The organism is Blautia sp. HA9023 (assembly GCF_056504095.1).
Genome location: NZ_JBWLUR010000001.1, coordinates 176,310 through 197,656, shown reverse-complemented (window position 1 = coordinate 197,656; position 21,347 = coordinate 176,310). Strand labels below are relative to the sequence as shown.

Here is a 21,347-nt window from a genome sequence, read left to right as displayed (position 1 = left end):
TTTAAATATCAACATCTATCAATAATAACATTTTATAGATATTAGAACATACTGAAGAAATAGTTCAAACCACTCTTTAATCATATGCTATTCTAATAAAGTCATCATACGCCTAGCTACCATGTGATATAATCAAAATGAGCTTTCAAGAACTAATAGCGGAATGCGCTTAAATCAACTCTAAAACGCCATAATTATATCCACACGAAATCTTATTTTTATCTTCGCCAACCTTCTCACAAGTCACAGTACATACTTACTCAAATAATTAATTATCACAAACAAATTTGTCTAAATTTCTCTGAATACGACTTAAGAAATCTTTTTCTGAGAAATAATAATCACATTATAAGCTATAGCTAGTATAATACTCAACCAAGACTGACTATATACTTCTGATATACAACAAATCAAATAGCCACACAGAGTAGCCGCAACGATCAGCGATGCATCCGAATATCGCGTTTTCCAGCATTTAGACAACGCTACACGAAAGACATTAACATATGCAAGGAAGCCAATCACACCGGATTGCAATAATATTTGCAAGTAGAAATCATGTGCATTTCTGTCACCTACAGTTGCAGCCAATGTACCACATCCCGATCCCAAAAGCGGCTTTTTCCTAAACTCTGCAATAGCTCTATCCCAAATACCAACCCTGTTCGACAAACTCAAATCCTTGTGAAAGACGCCTTCAATTATAAATGCAAAAATATTCTGCAGTCTAAATACAACAACCACTAAAAATATGGCAATTACCACACCCAATATCATTTTTATATTAATTTGCTTTCTGTATTTAACCCCCAGCCATAGCACAACAGGAATAATTAAACATCCTATAACACCAGTAGCTGACATCATAAAAAACAAATTCGCAGCTAGGACAATTCCATAAAGTGCAGAAAACCGAGTAATTCTTTTTCCGTCATAAAGAACCCTTACTAAAAGTATCAGTTCTGCAACGATTAAAAGAGGTGTAACCTGGTTATCTAACCCCAAGAATGAATAGATTGCTTCTTGTCCGTATATCGAATACGTTTTCCACAAGCCATCTGGGTAAACAATTAAGCATATCAGATTGACAACTAGCTCTCCAAAAAATATGTGTTCAAATGCTTGTATCAGATATTTGTCACTTGCATTATCAAACGCATTTTCTATTAAGAATACAAATGACAAAATTACAACAGCTTCCTTAAAATAATCAATTACACTTTCTCCATTTATTATTATCGAAAATAGCCAAATAAAAAAATATATGGCAAATGAAAAGTCAAGTTTGGTAAGGCTCATGGACCTTAAATGTTCACACAATATATATATAAAAGCAATCATTTTCAAAAATAATAGTATATTCGCAAAAGAAGCGTTAAGCTGAACATAGACAATCGCCGACAGCAGAAAAGGAGCTAGGCATAAAAGATATTTTATATATTGCTTTTTAATTCTCATAGACCACCTCAAAAACAGAAAGAGTCCAAAAATTCAAGCGATTCCTTCACTGTAGAATTTATTGGCGATTTCTCAGGATATACAGGTAGTGTCATTAAATCCATTTTCAGCACTTCGCTTTTCCTAATATATCGATCAGATAATCCAAGCTGCGATAGTAAAAAAGATGCTCTATCATCATTTGTATCTTTGTCATGAATATTTATATACCAAAAATTCTTTTTAAACACATTGCAGAACACTGTACCATGAAAAGATGAAGTTAGAACAATTTCTGCATTTTTCACTAATGAAAGGTACGAACTCGGTCCCCCATTGTGAGCCAATTTTATACCTTTCAAATACAGTGCGCGGCGTGACCATTCCTTCGCATCCATAACATAAACCGGCATACCATATTTTTTGCTAACCTGTTGAACAATATCACTTATTTCCTTTTTATATATCATTGTATACCAAAATATATATCTACCTTTAATTTCCCGCTCACCAGTAATTGTTTCCCATTCATCTGTAGATAAAAGCAAAGTCGGATCAACACAAATATTCACATCCTTATTTGCCAACTCTCGAATCCACTTTTGGGCATTTTTCTCCCGAACAGATATTCCAGTAAAGTCCCCTACATATTTCGAATACTTTTCTCTTTCTTTACTATAGTTAGGATTCGTTGCACCCAAACTTACTGCATATGCAATCTTCTTACCCTTCTTTACAAATGGCAAGAAATATGCATCATCAAAATCCTGCGCATTAATATTCCAAACCTGATCGCTTCCCGCAATATAAGTATCATATGGAAAATCTTCCCGTTCTAGTTCTTGCAATGTCGAGTATTGTTTCTTAGATAAGCAAAGATTATTATCCTTAAATCTTGCGTAGTCATTGTTGTGTCTTTGAATCTGTCGATAAAAAAGGAGATTTAGCATATTTCTAAATATATCTTTCATCCGTTTCGGTTTATATAACACCGAATACATTCTTTTCTGCTCACTATTAGAAAAATCTATAATTTCACATACAGCTTTATATCGATTTTGAATCACCTTTTGAAGCGCGTATGCTTGAAGCATTGACCCGCAATTATTTGATGCATGAAATGTGATTATTCCTATTTTTTTCATTGCAGCATTTCCTCTCTTTAAATTTCTTTCATATTTCCTTGTTCACTCTTTTTTTGCTTTCTCATAATAATCATAAAATTTAGAACAAGAGAATACATATGGAAATTCAACATATTAAATATAATTCTTCTTATCGTATTTCTTTCTATCGAACAATGCTTTATAGACATTCTGTACGGCTCGGTATTGAGAAATTCTGCAAGTTCTACTATCTTAGTATGCCTCGACTTTTTATTATCCGGATGTGCAAAATATTGTCCCATACTAATCCATATACCATTCAGTGCAATTCTTTGAAATGCTTCTAACATTTCTACACTATCCCCGCATATATTTCTCAATTCAAGTTGATTTAAAAAAAGCATGTCATTTTGAACACAGTTCTTATGAAATCTTTGCGTAGCTGACATGTTATTTGCACAGAGTGTATATACAGATATTCCAATGCAATAAACACTTTTGCAATTTTCCATATAGTCAATATTGTATAGCATATCTTCACCATGATATACTTTTGTTTCAAAGACTATTGAATTTTTCTTTATCAAATCTTTTCTATACGCCTTAGACCACACCGTGTTCAGATGAATATTCTTCAATACAGGATCTTCACTTTGATTTAATATCGCCATTAAGATCTTCTCTTTAACTTCCAATTGTGAAGAATCTAGAACATTCACATCTTTTACATTTCCACTAAACACTAACCAATCTGCTCTACTTCCATATTCCGAGATAATGGACACTATATCATTTGTTACTATGTCATCCGCATCCACAAAAACGATCCATTCTCCAGATGCCGCTTGTATCCCTTTTTCTCGAGCTAAACTTACGCCTGCATTCTTTTGATGAATAGTCTTAACAGCCTTACTGTTTGTTTTTATTTCTTCAATTATTTCTTTTGTTGCATCTTTTGAGCCATCATTCACGACTATTATTTCATAATCAGAATTGCTCTTTATACTGTTTATAATGCTCGAAATACATCTTTTTATATATTTTTCACCATTATAAACTGGGATTATAAAACTAACCATGCTATTTCTCCTCACGCGATTTTCAAGGCGAAATACAGCATTTTATATTTGAGTCCATATCCCTTAGCCCATAAGAATGTCCAATCTGACTGTTTTATCTCGCCTTTAATCGTTGGAATATACATATTTTTTATCGTTTTTTCTTTATGGCAAAGTCGTCCCCACAAAGATAAACAATGTTTAACTTTTCTGTTTTTCACTTCATAACAAACAGATCTATTTTTTTTTATAACATTTATCATTAATAGTTCATTGTATGCCTCAATTACAGACATCTGTTTTTCGTTAAAAGTGCTGTTTGACACACCATTCTCATTATCCATATAATGATATAATAAATCAGGAAGCAAACACACACTATTGCATACATTAATGTATTTTGCACAATAGAGCAAATCTTCACACATATGTATATTATCCGAAAACATCAATTTATTTTTTTCGATTATTGACCTTTTAAATAGTTTATTCCACAGAAATCCTTTAAATCCGTCATTCTGCATAACATTCATCATTGCATCAACTTTATTTACTATTTTTCTCTCCGTTACACCCTGATAACGTTTATTTTCTTTATAATATCCGCACATGACTAAATCTGAACTAGCTAATCCACCAAGCATCTGTTGAAGCATATTCTTTTCCAAATAATCATCGCTATCAACAAAAGCTACATACGTCCCCGTGGCTACCTCTAATCCTCGATTTCTTGCAGATGACACCCCTCTATTTTCTTGATGAATAACCTTCACCGTATTATTACTCTTATATCTGTCACAAATTAATTCACTGCCATCTGTAGAACCATCATCAATTAAAATCAATTCTATATCCTTGAAAGTCTGTTCAAGAATACTATCAATGCACCGAATAATATAATCTTTTGCATTATATACTGGTACTATTACACTTACTCTGCTCATTATTATACCCAACGCTTCCAGTATTTCAAAGAACCTTCATTTGATTCTCAATTTTCGTTTTTACCATGTCAAAGGCCACGTCATTCATGCCACTATTGATTACGATATCTGCCATTGCTTTTGTAGGTTCAACGTATCGATAGTGCATCGGCTTTACTGTGGTAATATATTGCTCAAAAATCCCTTCTAAATCCCGCCCACGCTCTTTCATATCACGAATAGCTCTACGCATAATTCGTTCATCTGCATCGGCCTCGACATATATCTTAATATCTAGTAGATTTCTCAATGCCTCATCTTGCAATACAAGGATTCCTTCAACAATTATAACCTTCCTTGCCTCTATCCTGATTGTCTTATTTGATCGGTTATGTCGTGAATAATCATATACTGGACAATCCACTGCTTGTCCTGCTTTTAGCATCTGGATATGTTTTACTAAAAGATCTGTTTCTAAAGCATCTGGATGGTCATAGTTTATTTTCTTCCGTTCTTCAAACGATATATTATCTCTACACTTATAGTAATTATCCTGATATACTACTGTTATTGAATCTCCAAATACATTTTTTAATCTATTTGTAAAGGTGGATTTCCCAGATCCTGTTCCCCCTGCAACTCCAATTACTATGCAATCCATTTGCTATTCCTTTCTTAATATAGAACCCTATGCCAAACCTCAGCATCCTCGTTTAATCGCACGTCTTTACAAGAGTAATCCGTAATCAATGCTTGCAGGATATGGTTTTCAAATCGAAAGATTCCATACTGCTTTTTTGTTCTCATATACTTACTCATGTACTTCAAAATTCTACTAACACTATTAACCTTTGGTCTGTCGAGTTTCTTTCCGCCAAAATATGAGTCCATCCTTCTTACATAGTTTTCCAAATGCTTATCAGGGGCCTCATAGATGTCTCCATTTTCTCGCAGGAACGCAAATACTCTCTCATATTCTGCGAGGAAACTCTCTCCTAGCAAAGATTCTATTTCATCTGCGTGCACTTTTACCTTGTCGTATTGCCCATGATACGAAGATACATATGTTCCCTCGCAAATCAACCATGCACTAACGATAGCAAGAATCAGTTTTCCCTTCCACTGGATTCGAAAGTAACTCTTTTTTTCTGTTTCTAAAGAATTCTGTAAATACGTAAGCTCTCCAATTCGATTTGCAACCAGACGCTTTGCCTCATACGGATCAACATCCTCTAATGCAATTACTTTCTCCCCAATAAAATCTCTGCCCCAAATCGTTCGGCTACCATTAAACAAGTCATATGTAAAAATTGTTTTAAATTTGGGAACGCGCAAGGTGAAGTTAAAATTGTACGCCTTTCTCACCCTATTTTCATTGATTGGCATTAGATTTAAATCTTCTATAAACTCCGAAGAAACATTTTTAATTAATTCTTCCACTTGTTTCTTTTTCGATAATTTTGGAAATACCAAGGCGATTTCAACATCGCTTTTCAAAGATAGCCCGCCGTCAGAATCCAAGCTGTATGTCGGTTCATTACGTCCAAAGCTGCCGGTCAAAATAATGGATGACAGGCAGCTTTTTCCACCGTATTTTTCAATACTTGCAATCACCTCGTCTATCAACTTTTTCTCATAAACTGATTTGTCCATTACTGACCTCCACATCCAAACAAATTAATCTGCTCTCTCTGTATTCACAATATTCTGACCGCGCAATGTATACCCGGTTCTGTCAATCCCCACCTGCGCCATAACCGATGGCAAAACATCTGTAAGGTATGCAAACTTACGGTCATTTGCCAACGGTTTATTTGAGCAAAAGATTCCATAATGCTTTGGCAGTGTTGGTTCAAAGCCATGTCCTGACTTTACAGAATGACCAAATCCCCATATTGTCTTCGTAAATTCATGTGGCGCAGCCAAATAAAAAATCAGTTCGCCATGTTCCTTTGGATTCACTTGCAGATGGTATTTCTTCTGATACTCTTCATCCAACACAAATCCGAGTCCTTTATCAACCATCTTATTAATTACGTTTTCAACTTCCTTGCGTTCTTCTTCATCACGGAACCAGAAACGAGCATAATTGGACTCGATTAGATGAATATAATTATTAACCTTCAAGCCTTCCGGTTTAAAATAAGTATTAATATCAATATATGGTTCTTCCAAATCAATGTGTCCATGATCCGAATACGCAATAACCGTTACATCGTCATTAACTTTCTTTGCCTTTTCATATGTCTGCTTGATAAAAGCGTCAACCTTTTTAAAGTACTCCTGAACTTCTTTACCGTTCTCACCATATGTATGCATCATATTATCTGTGTATCCGATAAAGAAATAAGCAAACTTATCATTTTTATAGTCAACACAGCTTTCTTCCTTAAATGCATCATCGGCTTGTGTTCCTCGATGCAGTGCAACCACATGATGAGGTATATTATTTTTTTTCAGAATAGTAAACATATTAGGAATATTACTCTTCCATTCTGGATCATTCCACATCACTTTATCACAAGGCTCAAAAAGCGACCAATATTTCAAAGGAAGATTGACCAAACAAGAAACACCCGCATACGATGTGTTTTTACTCAATTTTCTAGTTATCTTTCCGAGCACAAGTTTTAAAGGAAGAAAATTGATATACTTTAAGCCGGGAACATAATCAATCCATTTATACGGAGAGTTATCTCCGCGTTTCCAAATAAACCACGTCTCATGCTCCTCAATATAGCGGCTCGTGTACATTGTTGCATGGCATGCGCACGAGTAACCAAAATCACTCATTAATGGTTTAGAATTGATAGAGGCTAAAAAAGGCATGTATTCTTTCATCATGTCATATTTAACGCCATCCATAAAAAATAAAAGTACCATAATTACCTCATTTCTATAAATCTGTAATTTTATGATATAGTATCATCATTTCTTTCGATTTTTACCATGTATAAACACATTTTTCATATTCAATCGACATTTCCTAAACATTCGTAAAAATTATCAATCGTTAGTTTCTTGGCTCAATTTACATTAAAATATTCGCATTGCTTTTAAAGAAATACCTTACATTTCTGTACTTTAAGGTATCCACTCCTACACCGTTGATATAGAAGATCTTTTTGCAAAACATCTTTTTTGCATTTGCAAAATCTTCTCTATTTATAGTTACAATTGCATCGCTAAACAGCGAGCAAAATTTTTCAACAGTATAAAAAATCAACCATGACTTTTTTGACGACTTTTCAGTCAATGCAAAACCATGCGTCGTATAAATAACTTTTGTTCCTTAGCGTCTGTATGACCGTGCAGCCAGCCTCGTAAAAATGCCTGCAATTGGAGTATGATGAATAATTTGAAAATTATTTTCTTTCAGCAATGCCTTCAATTGTTTATAGGCTACAATATTTGTTTGCGCCATAGGGTTTGTGCTATCAAAGTCTATTTGAACAAAGCACCCCCCAGATCATCTAGTTTTTCTTTTGTATCTGACCATTCCAATTTATTAGCATTTGCTGCAAACGTAACCGTATAGCCTTTCTCAATAGGAATCTGCATATCATGGACAAGAAAAGAGGCAAAGCCGACAAGATTTGCAACAATTAGTGCCTTCTTCTCCATTACTTCGTCTCCATCTGCTGTGCGATATCGGCATCCACGATTTCCTCGCCGGTCTTGTGCTTCAGCTGTTCCTTGGATGCTTCGCTCAGACCGTTGTTGATCACACAGTTCATATCGCAGGTGCTGCACTTATCCAGTTCTTCCTTGGTAACTTTTCCATCACGGTAGTCACGGCAGATTTTCAACTCGTACATGCTGTACGGATGCTTGGTGAACAGAGCCTTGAACTTGTGAACCAGAACCCAGGTAGCCGGCTTCCAGATGTACTTGTGCATCGCAGGACTTACGCTGCCGATCATCCAACAGTCACGGTCACAGCAGCGAACTTTTGCACGAACTTTCTCAGCCTCCGAGCTGTTCCACAGCTCATCCCAAGTCTGGTTGTTCAGGTTGCCCATGACTTCCTTATCCTTGGTGCCATTGCAAGGCATAACATCACCATACGGGTCAATGAAGAAGGTATCGAAGCTCATATCGCAAGGCAGCAGACGCTTCTGGCCGTAGATGTAGTTGATCAGACCGTGATTAAAGTATGCACGGAACCACTTCTTCGGGCTGTTGCTACGGAGCAGTTCATTGACCAGATTCTCGAAGTTCTTTGCGACCATAGGACGGTCATGGATGATGTTCTTTGCCTCAACGAAGTAGAAGCTGTTATGCAGAGAAGCCGTAGCAAACTCCATGCCCATCTCATCGGAAATCTTATACAGAGGAACCAGGTCAGGAGCGTTCTTGTCCTGAACAGTCATACCGAAGCCGACATCCTTCATGCCCATTTCACGCAGCTTTTTCAGTGTGCCGTAACCACGCTGGTAGCCGTTCTGCAGACCACGGATCTCGTTGTTGGTCTGCTCCAAACCTTCGATAGAGATACGAATACCGATCTGCGGGAACTCCTTGCACAGGTCAACGATACGGTCTGTGAAGAAACCGTTGGTAGAAATAACAATACGGTCAGACTTCTTGTACAATTCGCGCACGATATCCTTCAGGTCGGTACGGATGAACGGCTCGCCGCCGGTAATATTGGTAAAGTACATCTTTGGCAGCTTCTTGATGGTTTCGATGCTGATTTCCTCTTCCGGCTTGGAAGGTGCTTTATAACGGTTGCACATGGAGCAACGAGCGTTGCAGCGATAAGTGACGATGACAGTACCATTCAGTTTCTTTTCGCTAGTGTTAGACATTTTTAATACCTCTATCTCTCTTTTTATCTATAAACTTTCATAATTTTCTCGTAATACTCATCGATGGTATCGAAGCTAATGTCCTTACAGTTCGCACTGTACTCCGCACACAGCTTCTTATCACCCCAGAGCTTCTCGATCTTCTTCTTCAGATCTTCAGCATTACCACTCTCGAACAGCTCGCCGGTCTTGCCAACCTGAATCAGTTCCGGGATGCCGCCGATGTTTGCACCCAGCACCGGCGTGCCGTACATCTGGGATTCCATCACGGAGAACGGACAATTCTCATACCACTCAGAAGGATAAATGGAGAACCGTGCCTCACGGATCAGCTTCTCCAGTGCCTCGCCTTTCTGGAAGCCAACGTTCTTGATGTTCTTAATACCATTTACTGTTTCTTCCAGCGGGCCAGTACCAGCGAAGATAAACTGCACATCCGGCAGCTCCTTACAGACCTTGATGAGTGTGCCAATGCCCTTCTCCTCAGAGAAGCGGCCGAAGTAGAGGACGTAATCCTTCTTCGGAGTCTCTTTCCACTCCACCTTATCGATGAAGTTATGCATTGCCACGGTCTTCGTCGCAAACAGCGGATTGCTGTCCATCTTGCTCTTCATGAACTCAGAACAGCAGATCATGGTATCAATGTACTTGTAAGTCCCTTTCCACTTCCAGAACTCGGCCTCCATCATGCCGATGGCAGACTTCGGCGTGGAGCCGTGGATGCACTTGCCTTTCATGCAGTTCACGAAATGGCCGCCGAGGCACTTCTCACAGTTCTGGTGGGTGTTCGGATTGTTCAGCATGTGGTTCGGACAGACAAGCTGGTAGTCATGCGCCGTGAAGATGATTTTACAATCCCTTCCGGTCTCCTTCCGCCACTTCACGATTTCCAGAATGATGGAAGGAGTCAGTTGGTAGTTAAAATTGTTCAAGTGACAGACATCCGGCTTGAAGTCATCTAGTACTAGTCTTAATTTTTCTCTTGCTTCCTTGCTGTAGATAGTTTTGATCGGGTAGGTCAGCTTGCTCAGTTTGCTACCGCCGTGGAAGTCCATATCAGATGTATAAGCATTGACACGGTTGCCCACGCAGCGGCCTTCATGCTCCATACCGAAGTACTGAACCTCGTGTCCGTGCTGCTCCAGCGCCTCACCCAATTTGAATATATACGTCTCGCTGCCGCCGTTTCGGTGCAGAAATTTATTCAAAATCAGCGTCCTCACGTTATATTTCTCCTTATTTTATGTTCTATTTCACTACCTCTGTTCAGATGAAGCACTTCCAATGTATTGTTCATAAACCAGAGTGCTCCATACAAACGCGGGTAGTGATACTGAAAGTTCTTATGATAAAATCATCTGCTGTTGCTGAACCTAGGTGGCGAGATAAAAACTGCTCTCGCAGCTCTATCCGTCTCTCAAAAAGTGCCGTAAATACGCTATTTTTCTGGCATTTTCACTATGTACATCTCACTACCTGCGTTCGGTTAGAGGAGATTATCTATCATCAATATTCACGCTCTTGTTTCGTCTATACAGTTCTCGTGTTTTTTCAACAACATCATCCCAGTCATACTTTTTGCAGATAAAGTCTGCCGCCTCTTTTTTTAGTTCCATGACATTTTCCGGATGATTGCAAGCGTCTTGCAATTTCTCCCAAAGATCGCTTACATCCGATTTTTTGAAAATCAACGCCTTATCTTCAACGACTTCTGTACACTCCGGAATGTCTGACACCAGGCAGCAATTTCCATAACTCATCGCCTCCAACAGACTCAATGGCATTCCCTCAAGATCCGAAGGCAACGTATAAATATAGGCATTACTGTATAGCTCATCCAGCAGGCTTCCTTGCACAAATCCTGTGAATATGATTCTTTCATCATTCTTTGCCAAATCTTTCAATTCTCTTTCAAAAGAATCCGTATCACTGGAACCACCCGCAATCACAAGTTTTTTATCGGTCTTCACTTGTTTAAAGGCTTCGATCAGATATCGGATTCCTTTTTCCGGAACAAGTCTGCCCAGAAAGAGAATGTAAGAGTCTTTGCTTAAGCCAAATTTTTCAGAAATCTGTTCTGCTGCCCGAAGCTTCGGTCTGTTTACACCGTTTGGAATAAAGTTCGTTTCACGCCCATATACTTTCTTGAAATAATCCTGGACACCTTTGCTCAGAACAATAATCTCATCTGCATATTTCACGGCATTTTTTTCACCTTGACGGATAAATTTCGATCCAAAACCTGATTTCCATTTTTCTCGCTGCCAATCGATTCCGTGAACCGTGACAACAACTCTTTTTCCAAACATCTTCGGCAGCCACGCGAAAAATGCAGGTCCCTCCGCGTGAATATGGATTACATCATATTTTCCTAAGGCACTATAAAGCGCCGCAAAAGCGGAAGAGGACACAGCGGCCAACCCTTTTTTCTCAATGGTCAAAACGGATTTCTGGCGAATTCCCTCATATTCAATTTTTTCATCATACTCTGCGCCACTCACATGATGTCCCGACCTGTTATAGCAAGTCACTTGGCAGCCATCACGTGCCATTCTGGTACAAAGCTCTTTTACAACGATTTCGATTCCGCCTTCTCGAGATAGACGTTTTTGACCAAACATCGCCACTCTGAGTTTTTTCTCCATTATATCTTCTCCCACCAGTTATTCTTCATTTTTGGCTTTCTCACTCTCTTCTGTTTTTCTTCTTTTTATCGGATACCGTCCCAACTCCGGGTCAACATTCCACTCTTCTATATTCACAACCTTTACTTCATCAATCAGTCGTACTTTTCCTGCGGATAACTGTGTCTGTAATCTGAATGGCAACTTTTTCTGTAAAAGATTACGTATCATCAACCTGGAAGTCGAATTACCATTGGGATACTCCAACACATAAATATATTTTTTAGGTTTATTTTTCCCCAGTAAGTACAGACAATGAAGTGTATCAAAATACTTCTCGGCCACTTTATTCAAGATAATATCTTTTTCCGGCCGAAAAGCATCCGGCTTTGCGGCTCCCGGAACATTTGCGTTTTTATATTCCACAAGATAGATTGCCTTATCACTTTCAATCACAAAATCTGTATCTTTCAAAAATCCGATTTCGCCGTATTTATGACCTGCATCCTGATAATAATCATGAATACAATTGGTTGACCATACCGCAGCTGTACAATCTATGGAATAATATCCGTTTTCTTCTATATATATTTCCGGCATCCGTATATCACACTTCCATATTGTAAATCTCATCCAAGAGTTTGTTAAAAGCCTCAATGATCTTATTATTTTTCAATTCCGAAAATCTTTCCGATTTTTCGTACTCCAGAACTGCTTTCTTTCCGCTATGAGACAACGAATGATACAGCAAATGATCTTCTGCTGTCTTTTTTACTTCGAAATAACTAGCCAGCATATAGTCATGGGTAGAGATAAAAATCTGTACATCTTTTCGCTGCAATTCCAAAAGCAGATCTACGATAATACTAATATACAACGGATTTACATTCTCTTCCGGCTCATCCCAAAAAAGAACAGAGCCTTTTTCCAAAGTGCCGTTTTTAACCAGCTGCCACAAAAGTGCCATTTTTCTGATTCCTTCGGCAACAAGATTGAATTCCTGTTTCGAATTACCGCTTTTCAGATAAAACTCATCCTTTTTTTCATCATACACAACAGTGCCCTGTGTCATCTTCTCTATGATCTTCAGCATTGCTTCTTTTGAGGCACTGTTTCTTCCGGCGGAAATATTAATTTTTGCCGCATTAATGATGTCCAAATATGTGTCATCAAATCTGACATTATTTTTTTCTGTTGCCGCATTCAGATTATAGCTATGAGATAAGATTTCTTTTGCCGGTATAAAAATACTGCTCATGCCGGCAAAGGAGTTTTCCCAGCCATCCTCTCCTGTTACTTCTGCGTCCCATTTTTTTGTCTTACCGTGGAAAGAAGCAGATAAAATCCGATCCCGGTCTGTCTCTGATTTTTTTGCCGCTATACGTATGACTGCTGTTCTGTTGCCGGTTTTTCTGGTTATCAGACGGGAAATCTTATAATCATCCGGAAGCATTGTCATAACTAGCTTATGAGAAAAAGAAGTCTTTTTATCGGCACTCTGGCATGCTGAATACAGTGCTTTCATCAGGTGTGTCTTTCCTGTTCCGTTCTCTCCGATGATCACATTGATTCCCGGAGAAAATTCCATCTGCTGATCCTCAAAGACTGTATAATTCTGGAATTTTATTCTTTTTATTTTCATGCCGTGACACCTCCATATATGGATCTCATATTCTTACAGCATAATCCTTCTTCATTATACTCACCAAATTTCATCCGTCAACCCAAACATTTCTTCCTAACAACTTCCATCCCTCTTCAAAACCGCCAAAACCGTCTTAAACAGAATCTTAATATCCAATCCGATATTCCACTCGGAAATATATTCTGTATCCAAGCGGACGATTTCTTCAAAGTCTGTGATGTCGCTTCGGCCGCTGACCTGCCACATTCCGGTGATTCCAGGCTTGATTGCGATTCTGGCACGGTGGTGCAGCTCATACTGTTCCAGCTCATCGGGGAGGATAGGGCGGGTTCCCACAAGGCTCATGGAGCCGTTCAGCACATTCCAAAACTGTGGGAACTCATCCAAAGAAGTTTTTCGGATAAATTCTCCGATTCCGGTCTTCTTTCGGCCGTCTGGGAGAACTTTATTTCCAATGACACGGGGATCGAAGTCGATCTTAAACATGCGTCCGTCACTCATCTTGTTCTGGGACATCAGTTCCGCTTTTCGTGCTTCCGCATCCATGTACATGCTTCGGAATTTGTACATCTTAAAGGGTTTTCCGTTTTTACCGATCCTGGTCTGAGAAAAGAAGATCGGGCCGGGTGAACTGATGTAAATGGCAGGTCCTACAAAAATAAAGATAATTCCTGTAAGGAGGCAGCCTACCAGACCTCCTGCAATATCCATAAGTCTCTTGACCATGGCCTGACGGTCGGTTGCATAGTTCATGCTTGTAGTGATCACGGTATAGTCACCGATCTTTTCTACAAATTGTTTCTGGCCTTTTGTTTTATGGATCTTGGAGAGATTGATATGAACAACGATTCCCATCTCGATCAGCTCAGCATAAAGGCTTTCCGGATATTCATGTCCATCACCTACGTTGATCAGTATCTCATCCACCCAGTGCTGGCAGATATAAGCAGCTGCGTCTTTTATGGATGCTACAACGGGAATTCCATTGATCTCTTTATCCGTTCTTTCCTGATCGATCAGAATGATTCCATTGATATTGTAACGGTTATAATTGTGTTTACGGATGGATTCTACTACAGATTCCACAATATCTGAGGAAGTGACGATGTACAGGGAATGTTCCCCTCGTTCTGCCATCATGTGGACAAGATGTTTTTTCCAGAGAATTCTGATTACATAAGATAAGATACCATAGAAGATACCTGTCAGATACAGAACTGCTCTTGAAAAGTTCCTGCTGTCGTCTACCGTAAAGAGATAAAGGCCTGCTGCCAACTCGATCATAATGATCTGTTTCACCATTATGTTCAGTTCACGGTAATATCCTCTTCTGAGAACGCCTGTATAGCTTTCAAACAGCATGAGCACGATCAGATCTGCACATAGAATAAATAACAAAGCATTGCGATAAATCCCATTGTCTATAAGGTTGATGTAACTATGAACACGAATAAAATGCGCCAATAAAAATGCCAGAAACAGGCATATCAGATCCAATAAGATAAAATCCTTATGTTTGTACCACCCATGTGATTTCTTTTCATACATATTTTCTTCCGTTCCTCCTAATATGTTGATTTTATCCTGATTTGATGCTTTTCCTGTAATGTCGTGTTGTTTTATGTCTTTTTTCATCGAAATGTAGAAATTTTGTCTTCTTTTCATCATATCATTCTGGGTTTCTTATGTCAACAGCATAAGATGTCGGTTCACGACAAACGCATGAATGGTTAGCAACTGCAAATTTTATTTTTTCTACTTTTTAAGCTTCTAAAAGCTCCTCTAAATACTTAATTGGACGCAAACTTACTACGAACCTTTTCTTTCTCATTGACAACTTATGTCTTGATAGTTCTGCTGGTTTCAAAATACTCAGGCTCCATTTTCTTATAATGTTCAAATTTTGTGCCGCCATTTTATCGATTGTCGTATTTACATCCTCCCGAAACGTTACATCCAAATGCCAATGCATACTTTCTATACTCCAATGACCTCGCACCGCTCGGCTGACTTCGTTGATATCCGTTTTTAAACTGCTTATAAAATATCGATATTCATACGTTATCTTTCCTGCTTTTTCTATTCGTTTCTTCTCCATTACAATGCTTCTCAGGCCTTTCCAATTCTTCTTTTGGCTCAGCCACCGGATATCTTCCGTCTGATAATACTCTCGGATCTCAATTTGCCCATGGGCTTTCTCACGGGTCTTCTTATATGCCCCCTTTTCGCGCATTTCTTTTTGAAACTCCTCATTCGAAAAGTATTCTTTTACATCTTCGTACATTGTGTATTGATTTTTCTTCAATGCCAGAACATAATCCGCTCGTTTCTGCCTGATTTTTCCTGCGATCGCTGTCTGCGTTCCCATTGCATCAATCGTAATGATCTGACCCTTTATCTGGATTTTTTCCAACAGCTCTGGAATCGCTGTTATTTCATTGCTTTTTTCTTTGACTGCTTTCTGTCCCAGACAAAATCCATCTTCCTTACTCCATGCAGAAACAATGTGACTTGCTTTTTCTTCTCCACGTTTATTCGAACACATCGTTTTTCCATCTATGCAGATGATCTTCTTCAACAGTTCTCCATCATCTTTATCCAGCCGCTCCTGCCATTTTCCATAGAGCTGCTGCAGAATTTCGGGCGATATCATCCCCATGACACGCCGGATCGTATCATGAGAGGGGATTCCGTTTTTTAGTTCAATATACTTTCGAAGATAATCCTGATAGCTTTCTGCAAACAATGCCATCTCAACCCAGTCATCCGCATTCGCAAGAGTTGCAAACAACACAATGACAAGAATATCCTTCAACGTATGACGAACCTTTGTCTGCTGACGAGTATCTTCAATGTATTCCATCCACTCTAATAATTCCTGCATAAATAACACCCCTTTTTCTTTTATTTTACTAGAAAAGGGGTGTGTTCACAATTTATTTACCCATGCGTTTGTCGTGAGTCTGTTTTACTGAGATTGCAGTGTTTTCAAACCAGCTCTTCTTCTCACACCACATCCTCCCTCAACCCAAACCCAACCTCAGACCCTCTCTCCACAAGAAAGTCCAAAACAACCAATACCTGTTTCCGCCTGTGTTCCTCTCTCCGTAGCGTAACTTTTTCTCTTTTTACCAGCTCACTCATATATTCTTCTATAAAATACCGTGTATGCACCGGCAAGTCCGCTTTTTTCAGATGAGGATTATTTTTTATGATAATACTCAGCCATTCCACACCTTCTCTGGAAAATGTATCTTTTCCTATGGAATTTAATATATACGCAATAGCATCCAAAACAATCGGATGATAACCTATTCTGACTGCTGCCCTTCTGTAAAAATCCGCGTTTTCATGCTTCAGGGAATCCCAGGATGTCAGACCTTTCGGCCATATACCAGATGTCAAAAGATAATTTTTTATTAACTGGTCAAATGCTTTTCTTTCTTTAAAATGCAGTACATCTCCACTTTTTTCCAATTCTTTTACTTTATCACATTTTCTGAAAATATCTGGCTGTAGCAAATTCCAGATATTCCAGAAAGCCGCATACCTGGTTCTTTCCACCTCGCAGGCAACCATTTCCCATATCCAGTAAGCAAATGTATCTTCCATAGAGACACAAGGCATCATACACTGCAACAATTTCTTCTGTTTGTCTGGTGATAAACATAGTGCATAATCAGCCAACCATCTTACATATGCTTGCTTTCCTGTAAGCCTTTTATCACTCTCATCATCTTTATCAAAAATCCTTCCCCAGATTTTCTTTCCTATGTTTACAATGAATGAAAAAATTTTCTCATCATCTTTATTTAATAATTCATGAAAAGATAACAATGAGTCAAAATCAAGAACGTCTATATTTATCTTTGTAATATCTGATATTTCTTCTTTAAAATCCTGTTCTATGAGATCTTTATTTTCATCAAGAAATCTTTTTAACCGTCCTGTTTTCCCATACTGCCAGTATTTTTTTCGATAAATTGGAAACAAATGTACATAAGTGTATAAAACCTTCAACGCTGCATGTTGATCCTGTTTCCACAAAATATTCGCAATACAAGACGAAAATGTCTCCCCCCTATGTTCCAGTAAAATTCCTATAACCCAATACAGCGGATTTTCCCAATCTGCTGACAGATCTTCACACGAAACCCATCTGACTATTTCCGGAAGCACCGCCTCAATTGCACTGCTTAATAGATAATCACTGTCTGACTGAAGCCATTGTGTGACCACCTCCTGTACCATTTCCCCACAGTCGGCAACTGCTTTTTCAGATAATTTTTCTTTAAAATCCCGTAAAAGTACAGCACATGTATATATTGCCGTAGATAGATCCACCGCTCCTTCTGCATCATTTTTTTCTTCCCAAATTTCCCTCATCTCTGTATATGCTGTCTCAGGCTTTTCCTCATATTTCGTATAACTTCTGTAAGTCTCTGTTCGCTTCTGATAACGTGCATAAGACCACACATAAAGTTCTGTATGTTGATGTTGATAAAACGCTTCTCTCTCCTTCTTTTCATTTTCACGTAATTCTGTGAGTTTCTCCGGCATCTGTGGTTTTAATTCCAGATATTTCCGACCATTTTTTTCAACAGGTTCCTGTTCTTGATTTATAGTATATCGTCTCAGATCCATCTGATAATACGCATACTGATAGATTGGCTCCCAGTTTTCTATATCCTCTGTCACCTGATCAATAATACTATAGAGCGTAGATATTCTCCTTTCAAATTCTTCTCTTGACAAATCTCCTCTTTTTATCTGGTAATCCATAATTACCTGTTCAAATGTTATTTTTCGAAATTCAAAGTTATTGCTTGTAACTCTTTCCTCCTCAAATACTTTATCCCTCGGCAGAAAACCACTCATCAGACCCGCCCTTATTTCTGCGGCTCCCCTGCAAGTATCATAATAACAAATTTCTTTTGTTCTGATCAAAATACAGCTTATCCCAAATAATTTTTCCGGATAAGCTTCCACAACACTAAGCACTGTTGCTGTAATCGCCACATTATTACTGTTTTTCAGCAAAAAAAGACAAAATTTATTCACTAGTTTTTCAGGAAATCTTTTGGCAACCTCCAGCAGCCATTTTTCCAGCGCCATTAAAACACATTCCAGAACATCTGGATTTGAATCAGAATTTCTATGCATCTGCCAAAGTCTTTCACTACAGATCTGTTTTACTTTTTCTTCTTCAGAAAAGATAAGTTCTATCTCCTTGCATTCTGCTTTTAAAGAAGAATTCTGATAGTGTTCCGAAGAACAATTCAACAGATTCAGCACAAACTTCATACCCAATTGTGGTTTTACAATTAAAACCTTATAAACCGGTGTCTGTAATGCACTTGCCGGACGATATTCATACCCATAATATGTTTTCAAACCAAAATCCGTTTCAAGTCGAGGATGAGCATCCCATTCTATCTCCGGCTTTGACTCGATCCAACAACTTTCTAGCAATTTTATCAGAGTTTCAGGAATAGCTACATGTATCATTCCACAATCCATTACATTAGAAATTGCTTTTTGAACCAACAGATAATATTCTGATCCGTAATTTACTGCATTTGTCCGGAGCACTTCTGTAAAAAGTTCATCCAATTCCGTTTTTATTTCCTTCGCCGCATTCAGAATAATATCATCCAGTTTTTTAAAGATCTCCTTATTTTCCAAACCATATTTGTACTTTGTCTCCGCATAAATCTTTTTCCGCAGGTACAGCGCTATCAGACCTGCTGCTCTGGTTGCTTCTCCTTCATGATTCGCCTGTGTCCATGCATACAATGCTTCTGTTACCACTGACAAATTTTCCTCCGACCAGTCAATCCTGTCCCGATTGTCACAGGTATATTTCAGAAGAGTTTCCCATGCTGTGCCTCTTGGTCTTGTATACCGGTACTGATTAACCTGTATTCCTTTCTGGCCGTTGTTAATCAGCTTGAGCATTTCCGGATCTATGCTACCTCTACAGGCCGTATTCAACAAAAACATCATCCTCGTAAAAAGCCCCTGTTCAGACCGGCTTAACAGAGTAGCCAGAATAAAATATCCTTCTTCACTTTCCGAGTTCATTAATGCGATAAGTGTCTCATCTTTCCATTGCTGTTCCAGCTCTTCATCGTCAAAAAGCCCAAGAAGAAATTCCAGTATCCGCTCATCCCCATCTGATAGCCGGCTTTCCAGCCAGATACGGTATGATTTTCTACTGCGGAGGGAATTTCCAAGATCCGCGAAAAATGTTTTTTCTGGATAGGTGTCCTGTTCCAGGCGTTCGGTAAAGATGTGATTGGTTACGATCTCTTCATATACATCATGACTCATCATCCAGTTTTTCCGGTTTTCCTGGTACGGTATGATGATTCCGCTGTTTTCCAGTGCGGAAATGGTTTCGAAATCATCGGTAGCTTTCAGGGGATAGGTGTATCTTTCATGTGCCAGCATGTCACAGACCATCTGCTGGATGAAGGCTTCTCTTTTTACCGGCAGGTTGTTATACTGCTGAAAATCGTTGCGGATGACCTGGTTCCAGATTGCGCCACGGAACAGAGTTACGTTCATGTTTTCATCTTCTGAGCTATGATCCATATTCAGATACAAGTTCAGATAAAACAGATTACACAGGAGATCCTGTACTTTTGGGTCTGTGGGCAGTACGAAGGGATAGCTGGTGTTTATTTCTGTCAGTGTTTCTTTTTTCAGTTTCGGGATTTCCTGTTCACTGTATGTAGTATTTTTCAGGAATGTATTGCAGAAACTGTCTTTATAAAAGGTTCGGATCGTGATCAGTATTTTCCATCCGCGAGCCAGAAACTGCTGGAGAATGTCTCCGAATACTTCCGGATATTTTGCAGTGCAGTATTTTTCTGCGGAATCGATGATGCATAGTCTGTGTTCTTCATTTTTGTATAGTCCGAATAAATCCTGCAAGCCGTAATTTCCATCATAGAGAAACAGATTTTCTTCTTTTACGTCCAGATCGGATGCGGAAAACATTAGTGTGATTTTCTCTTTCTGGTTTTTCTCTGCTTCAAGAAAGTCCTTTACTGTGGCTGATTTTCCGGCACCTGCTGCCCCGTGGATGATCATTACCTGGGTGTCTGATTCCTGGAAGTCTGTGAGTTTCTGGTAATCCTGGGGAATTTTTACCTCTTTTTCGTTATATTGGATTGTGGAATGGATGTGTTTCAGAATGGAGTTTTTGTGATTTATGAGGTTTTCGTGAAACCGGTCAATTCCGTCTTTTGCATTGAAATACATATTTTTTACGTATTTCAGTTCTTCTTCTGCCAGCATTTTTTCTATGTGGCTCTGGCCTCTCCACTGGATTTCGATTCCCAGATTTTTTCCGTATTTTTCAATTCTGAGCTGATGTTTTGGTTTGTCTTTGTCTTTGGCACTGCTGGCGGAGAATTCTTTATTGATATAGAAAATTATCCGGTCGATTCCGGCATATTTGTTTTTTGCCCCTTTGATTGCGTCTTTCAGGTCCTGTTCTTTGGATGACATCTGCGTTCCTGCGTCATAGTATTTGGCCTGGAATCCAACTTTATGGCCATCGGCTGTGTTTGCGGGCTGTGTTTCGATATAGGGCTGGTTGTAGTATCGGAAGATTCCGTAGGTCTGTTTGAATTCATGGCAGAAAAGGATGTAGGCGAGGCCTTCGAAGGCGGGGCGGGGATCTGTGGAAAATTTGTATTCGAATGCTTTCCAGTCAACGGGTCTGTTCATATA

16 protein-coding genes are annotated in these 21,347 nt (G+C 38.8%); all 16 read right to left on the bottom strand.

The features are described from left to right. Positions 1-312: 312 nt before the first annotated feature. Entirely contained in the window at positions 313-1,458 is a 1,146-nt protein-coding gene (locus AC04Q6_RS00865; protein WP_476389449.1) for an O-antigen ligase family protein, read from the bottom strand. A gap of 8 nt (positions 1,459-1,466) precedes the next feature. Beyond that, positions 1,467-2,582 carry a polysaccharide pyruvyl transferase family protein gene (locus tag AC04Q6_RS00860; RefSeq protein WP_476389448.1) on the bottom strand — a complete coding sequence of 372 codons (1,116 nt, stop codon included), beginning with the start codon at positions 2,580-2,582 and terminating at the stop codon, positions 1,467-1,469. Positions 2,583-2,599: 17 nt separating this feature from the next. Continuing rightward, positions 2,600-3,622 carry a glycosyltransferase gene (locus AC04Q6_RS00855; protein WP_476389447.1) on the bottom strand — a complete coding sequence of 341 codons (1,023 nt, stop codon included), beginning with the start codon at positions 3,620-3,622 and terminating at the stop codon, positions 2,600-2,602. Between the two features lie 11 nt (positions 3,623-3,633). Next, positions 3,634-4,545 carry a glycosyltransferase gene (locus AC04Q6_RS00850; protein WP_476389446.1) on the bottom strand — a complete coding sequence of 304 codons (912 nt, stop codon included), beginning with the start codon at positions 4,543-4,545 and terminating at the stop codon, positions 3,634-3,636. Positions 4,546-4,570: 25 nt separating this feature from the next. Further along, entirely contained in the window at positions 4,571-5,185 is a 615-nt protein-coding gene (udk, locus tag AC04Q6_RS00845; RefSeq protein ID WP_476389445.1) for a uridine kinase, read from the bottom strand. Positions 5,186-5,199: 14 nt separating this feature from the next. Beyond that, positions 5,200-6,177, bottom strand: a complete 978-nt coding sequence (locus AC04Q6_RS00840) for a hypothetical protein (RefSeq protein ID WP_476389444.1) — start codon at positions 6,175-6,177, stop codon at positions 5,200-5,202. 24 nt (positions 6,178-6,201) lie between these two features. Then, positions 6,202-7,407 carry an alkaline phosphatase family protein gene (locus tag AC04Q6_RS00835; protein ID WP_476389443.1) on the bottom strand — a complete coding sequence of 402 codons (1,206 nt, stop codon included), beginning with the start codon at positions 7,405-7,407 and terminating at the stop codon, positions 6,202-6,204. 561 nt (positions 7,408-7,968) lie between these two features. Beyond that, positions 7,969-8,148, bottom strand: a complete 180-nt coding sequence (locus AC04Q6_RS00830) for a hypothetical protein (RefSeq protein ID WP_476389442.1) — start codon at positions 8,146-8,148, stop codon at positions 7,969-7,971. Continuing rightward, positions 8,148-9,335: a radical SAM protein gene (locus tag AC04Q6_RS00825; RefSeq protein WP_476389441.1), complete on the bottom strand. Its 1,188-nt coding sequence runs from the start codon at positions 9,333-9,335 to the stop codon at positions 8,148-8,150. The genes AC04Q6_RS00830 and AC04Q6_RS00825 overlap by 1 nt, the downstream gene beginning before the upstream one ends. A gap of 23 nt (positions 9,336-9,358) precedes the next feature. Then, positions 9,359-10,558: a glycosyltransferase gene (locus AC04Q6_RS00820; RefSeq protein WP_476389440.1), complete on the bottom strand. Its 1,200-nt coding sequence runs from the start codon at positions 10,556-10,558 to the stop codon at positions 9,359-9,361. A 273-nt stretch (positions 10,559-10,831) separates the two neighbouring features. Continuing rightward, a complete protein-coding gene (locus AC04Q6_RS00815) occupies positions 10,832-11,980 on the bottom strand; it encodes a glycosyltransferase (protein ID WP_476389439.1) in 1,149 nt (382 codons plus the stop codon). A gap of 18 nt (positions 11,981-11,998) precedes the next feature. After that, a complete protein-coding gene (locus AC04Q6_RS00810; protein WP_476389438.1) occupies positions 11,999-12,559 on the bottom strand; it encodes a hypothetical protein in 561 nt (186 codons plus the stop codon). Between the two features lie 7 nt (positions 12,560-12,566). Next, positions 12,567-13,601 carry an AAA family ATPase gene (locus AC04Q6_RS00805; protein ID WP_476389437.1) on the bottom strand — a complete coding sequence of 345 codons (1,035 nt, stop codon included), beginning with the start codon at positions 13,599-13,601 and terminating at the stop codon, positions 12,567-12,569. Between the two features lie 96 nt (positions 13,602-13,697). After that, positions 13,698-15,152 (bottom strand): exopolysaccharide biosynthesis polyprenyl glycosylphosphotransferase, encoded by a 1,455-nt coding sequence (locus tag AC04Q6_RS00800; RefSeq protein ID WP_476389436.1) that lies wholly within the window; start codon positions 15,150-15,152, stop codon positions 13,698-13,700. Between the two features lie 214 nt (positions 15,153-15,366). Continuing rightward, on the bottom strand, positions 15,367-16,488 hold the full coding sequence (locus AC04Q6_RS00795; RefSeq protein WP_476389435.1) for an ISAs1 family transposase: 1,122 nt from the start codon (positions 16,486-16,488) through the stop codon (positions 15,367-15,369). A 122-nt stretch (positions 16,489-16,610) separates the two neighbouring features. Further along, on the bottom strand, positions 16,611-21,344 hold the full coding sequence (locus AC04Q6_RS00790; RefSeq protein ID WP_476389434.1) for a hypothetical protein: 4,734 nt from the start codon (positions 21,342-21,344) through the stop codon (positions 16,611-16,613). Positions 21,345-21,347 lie beyond the last annotated feature (3 nt).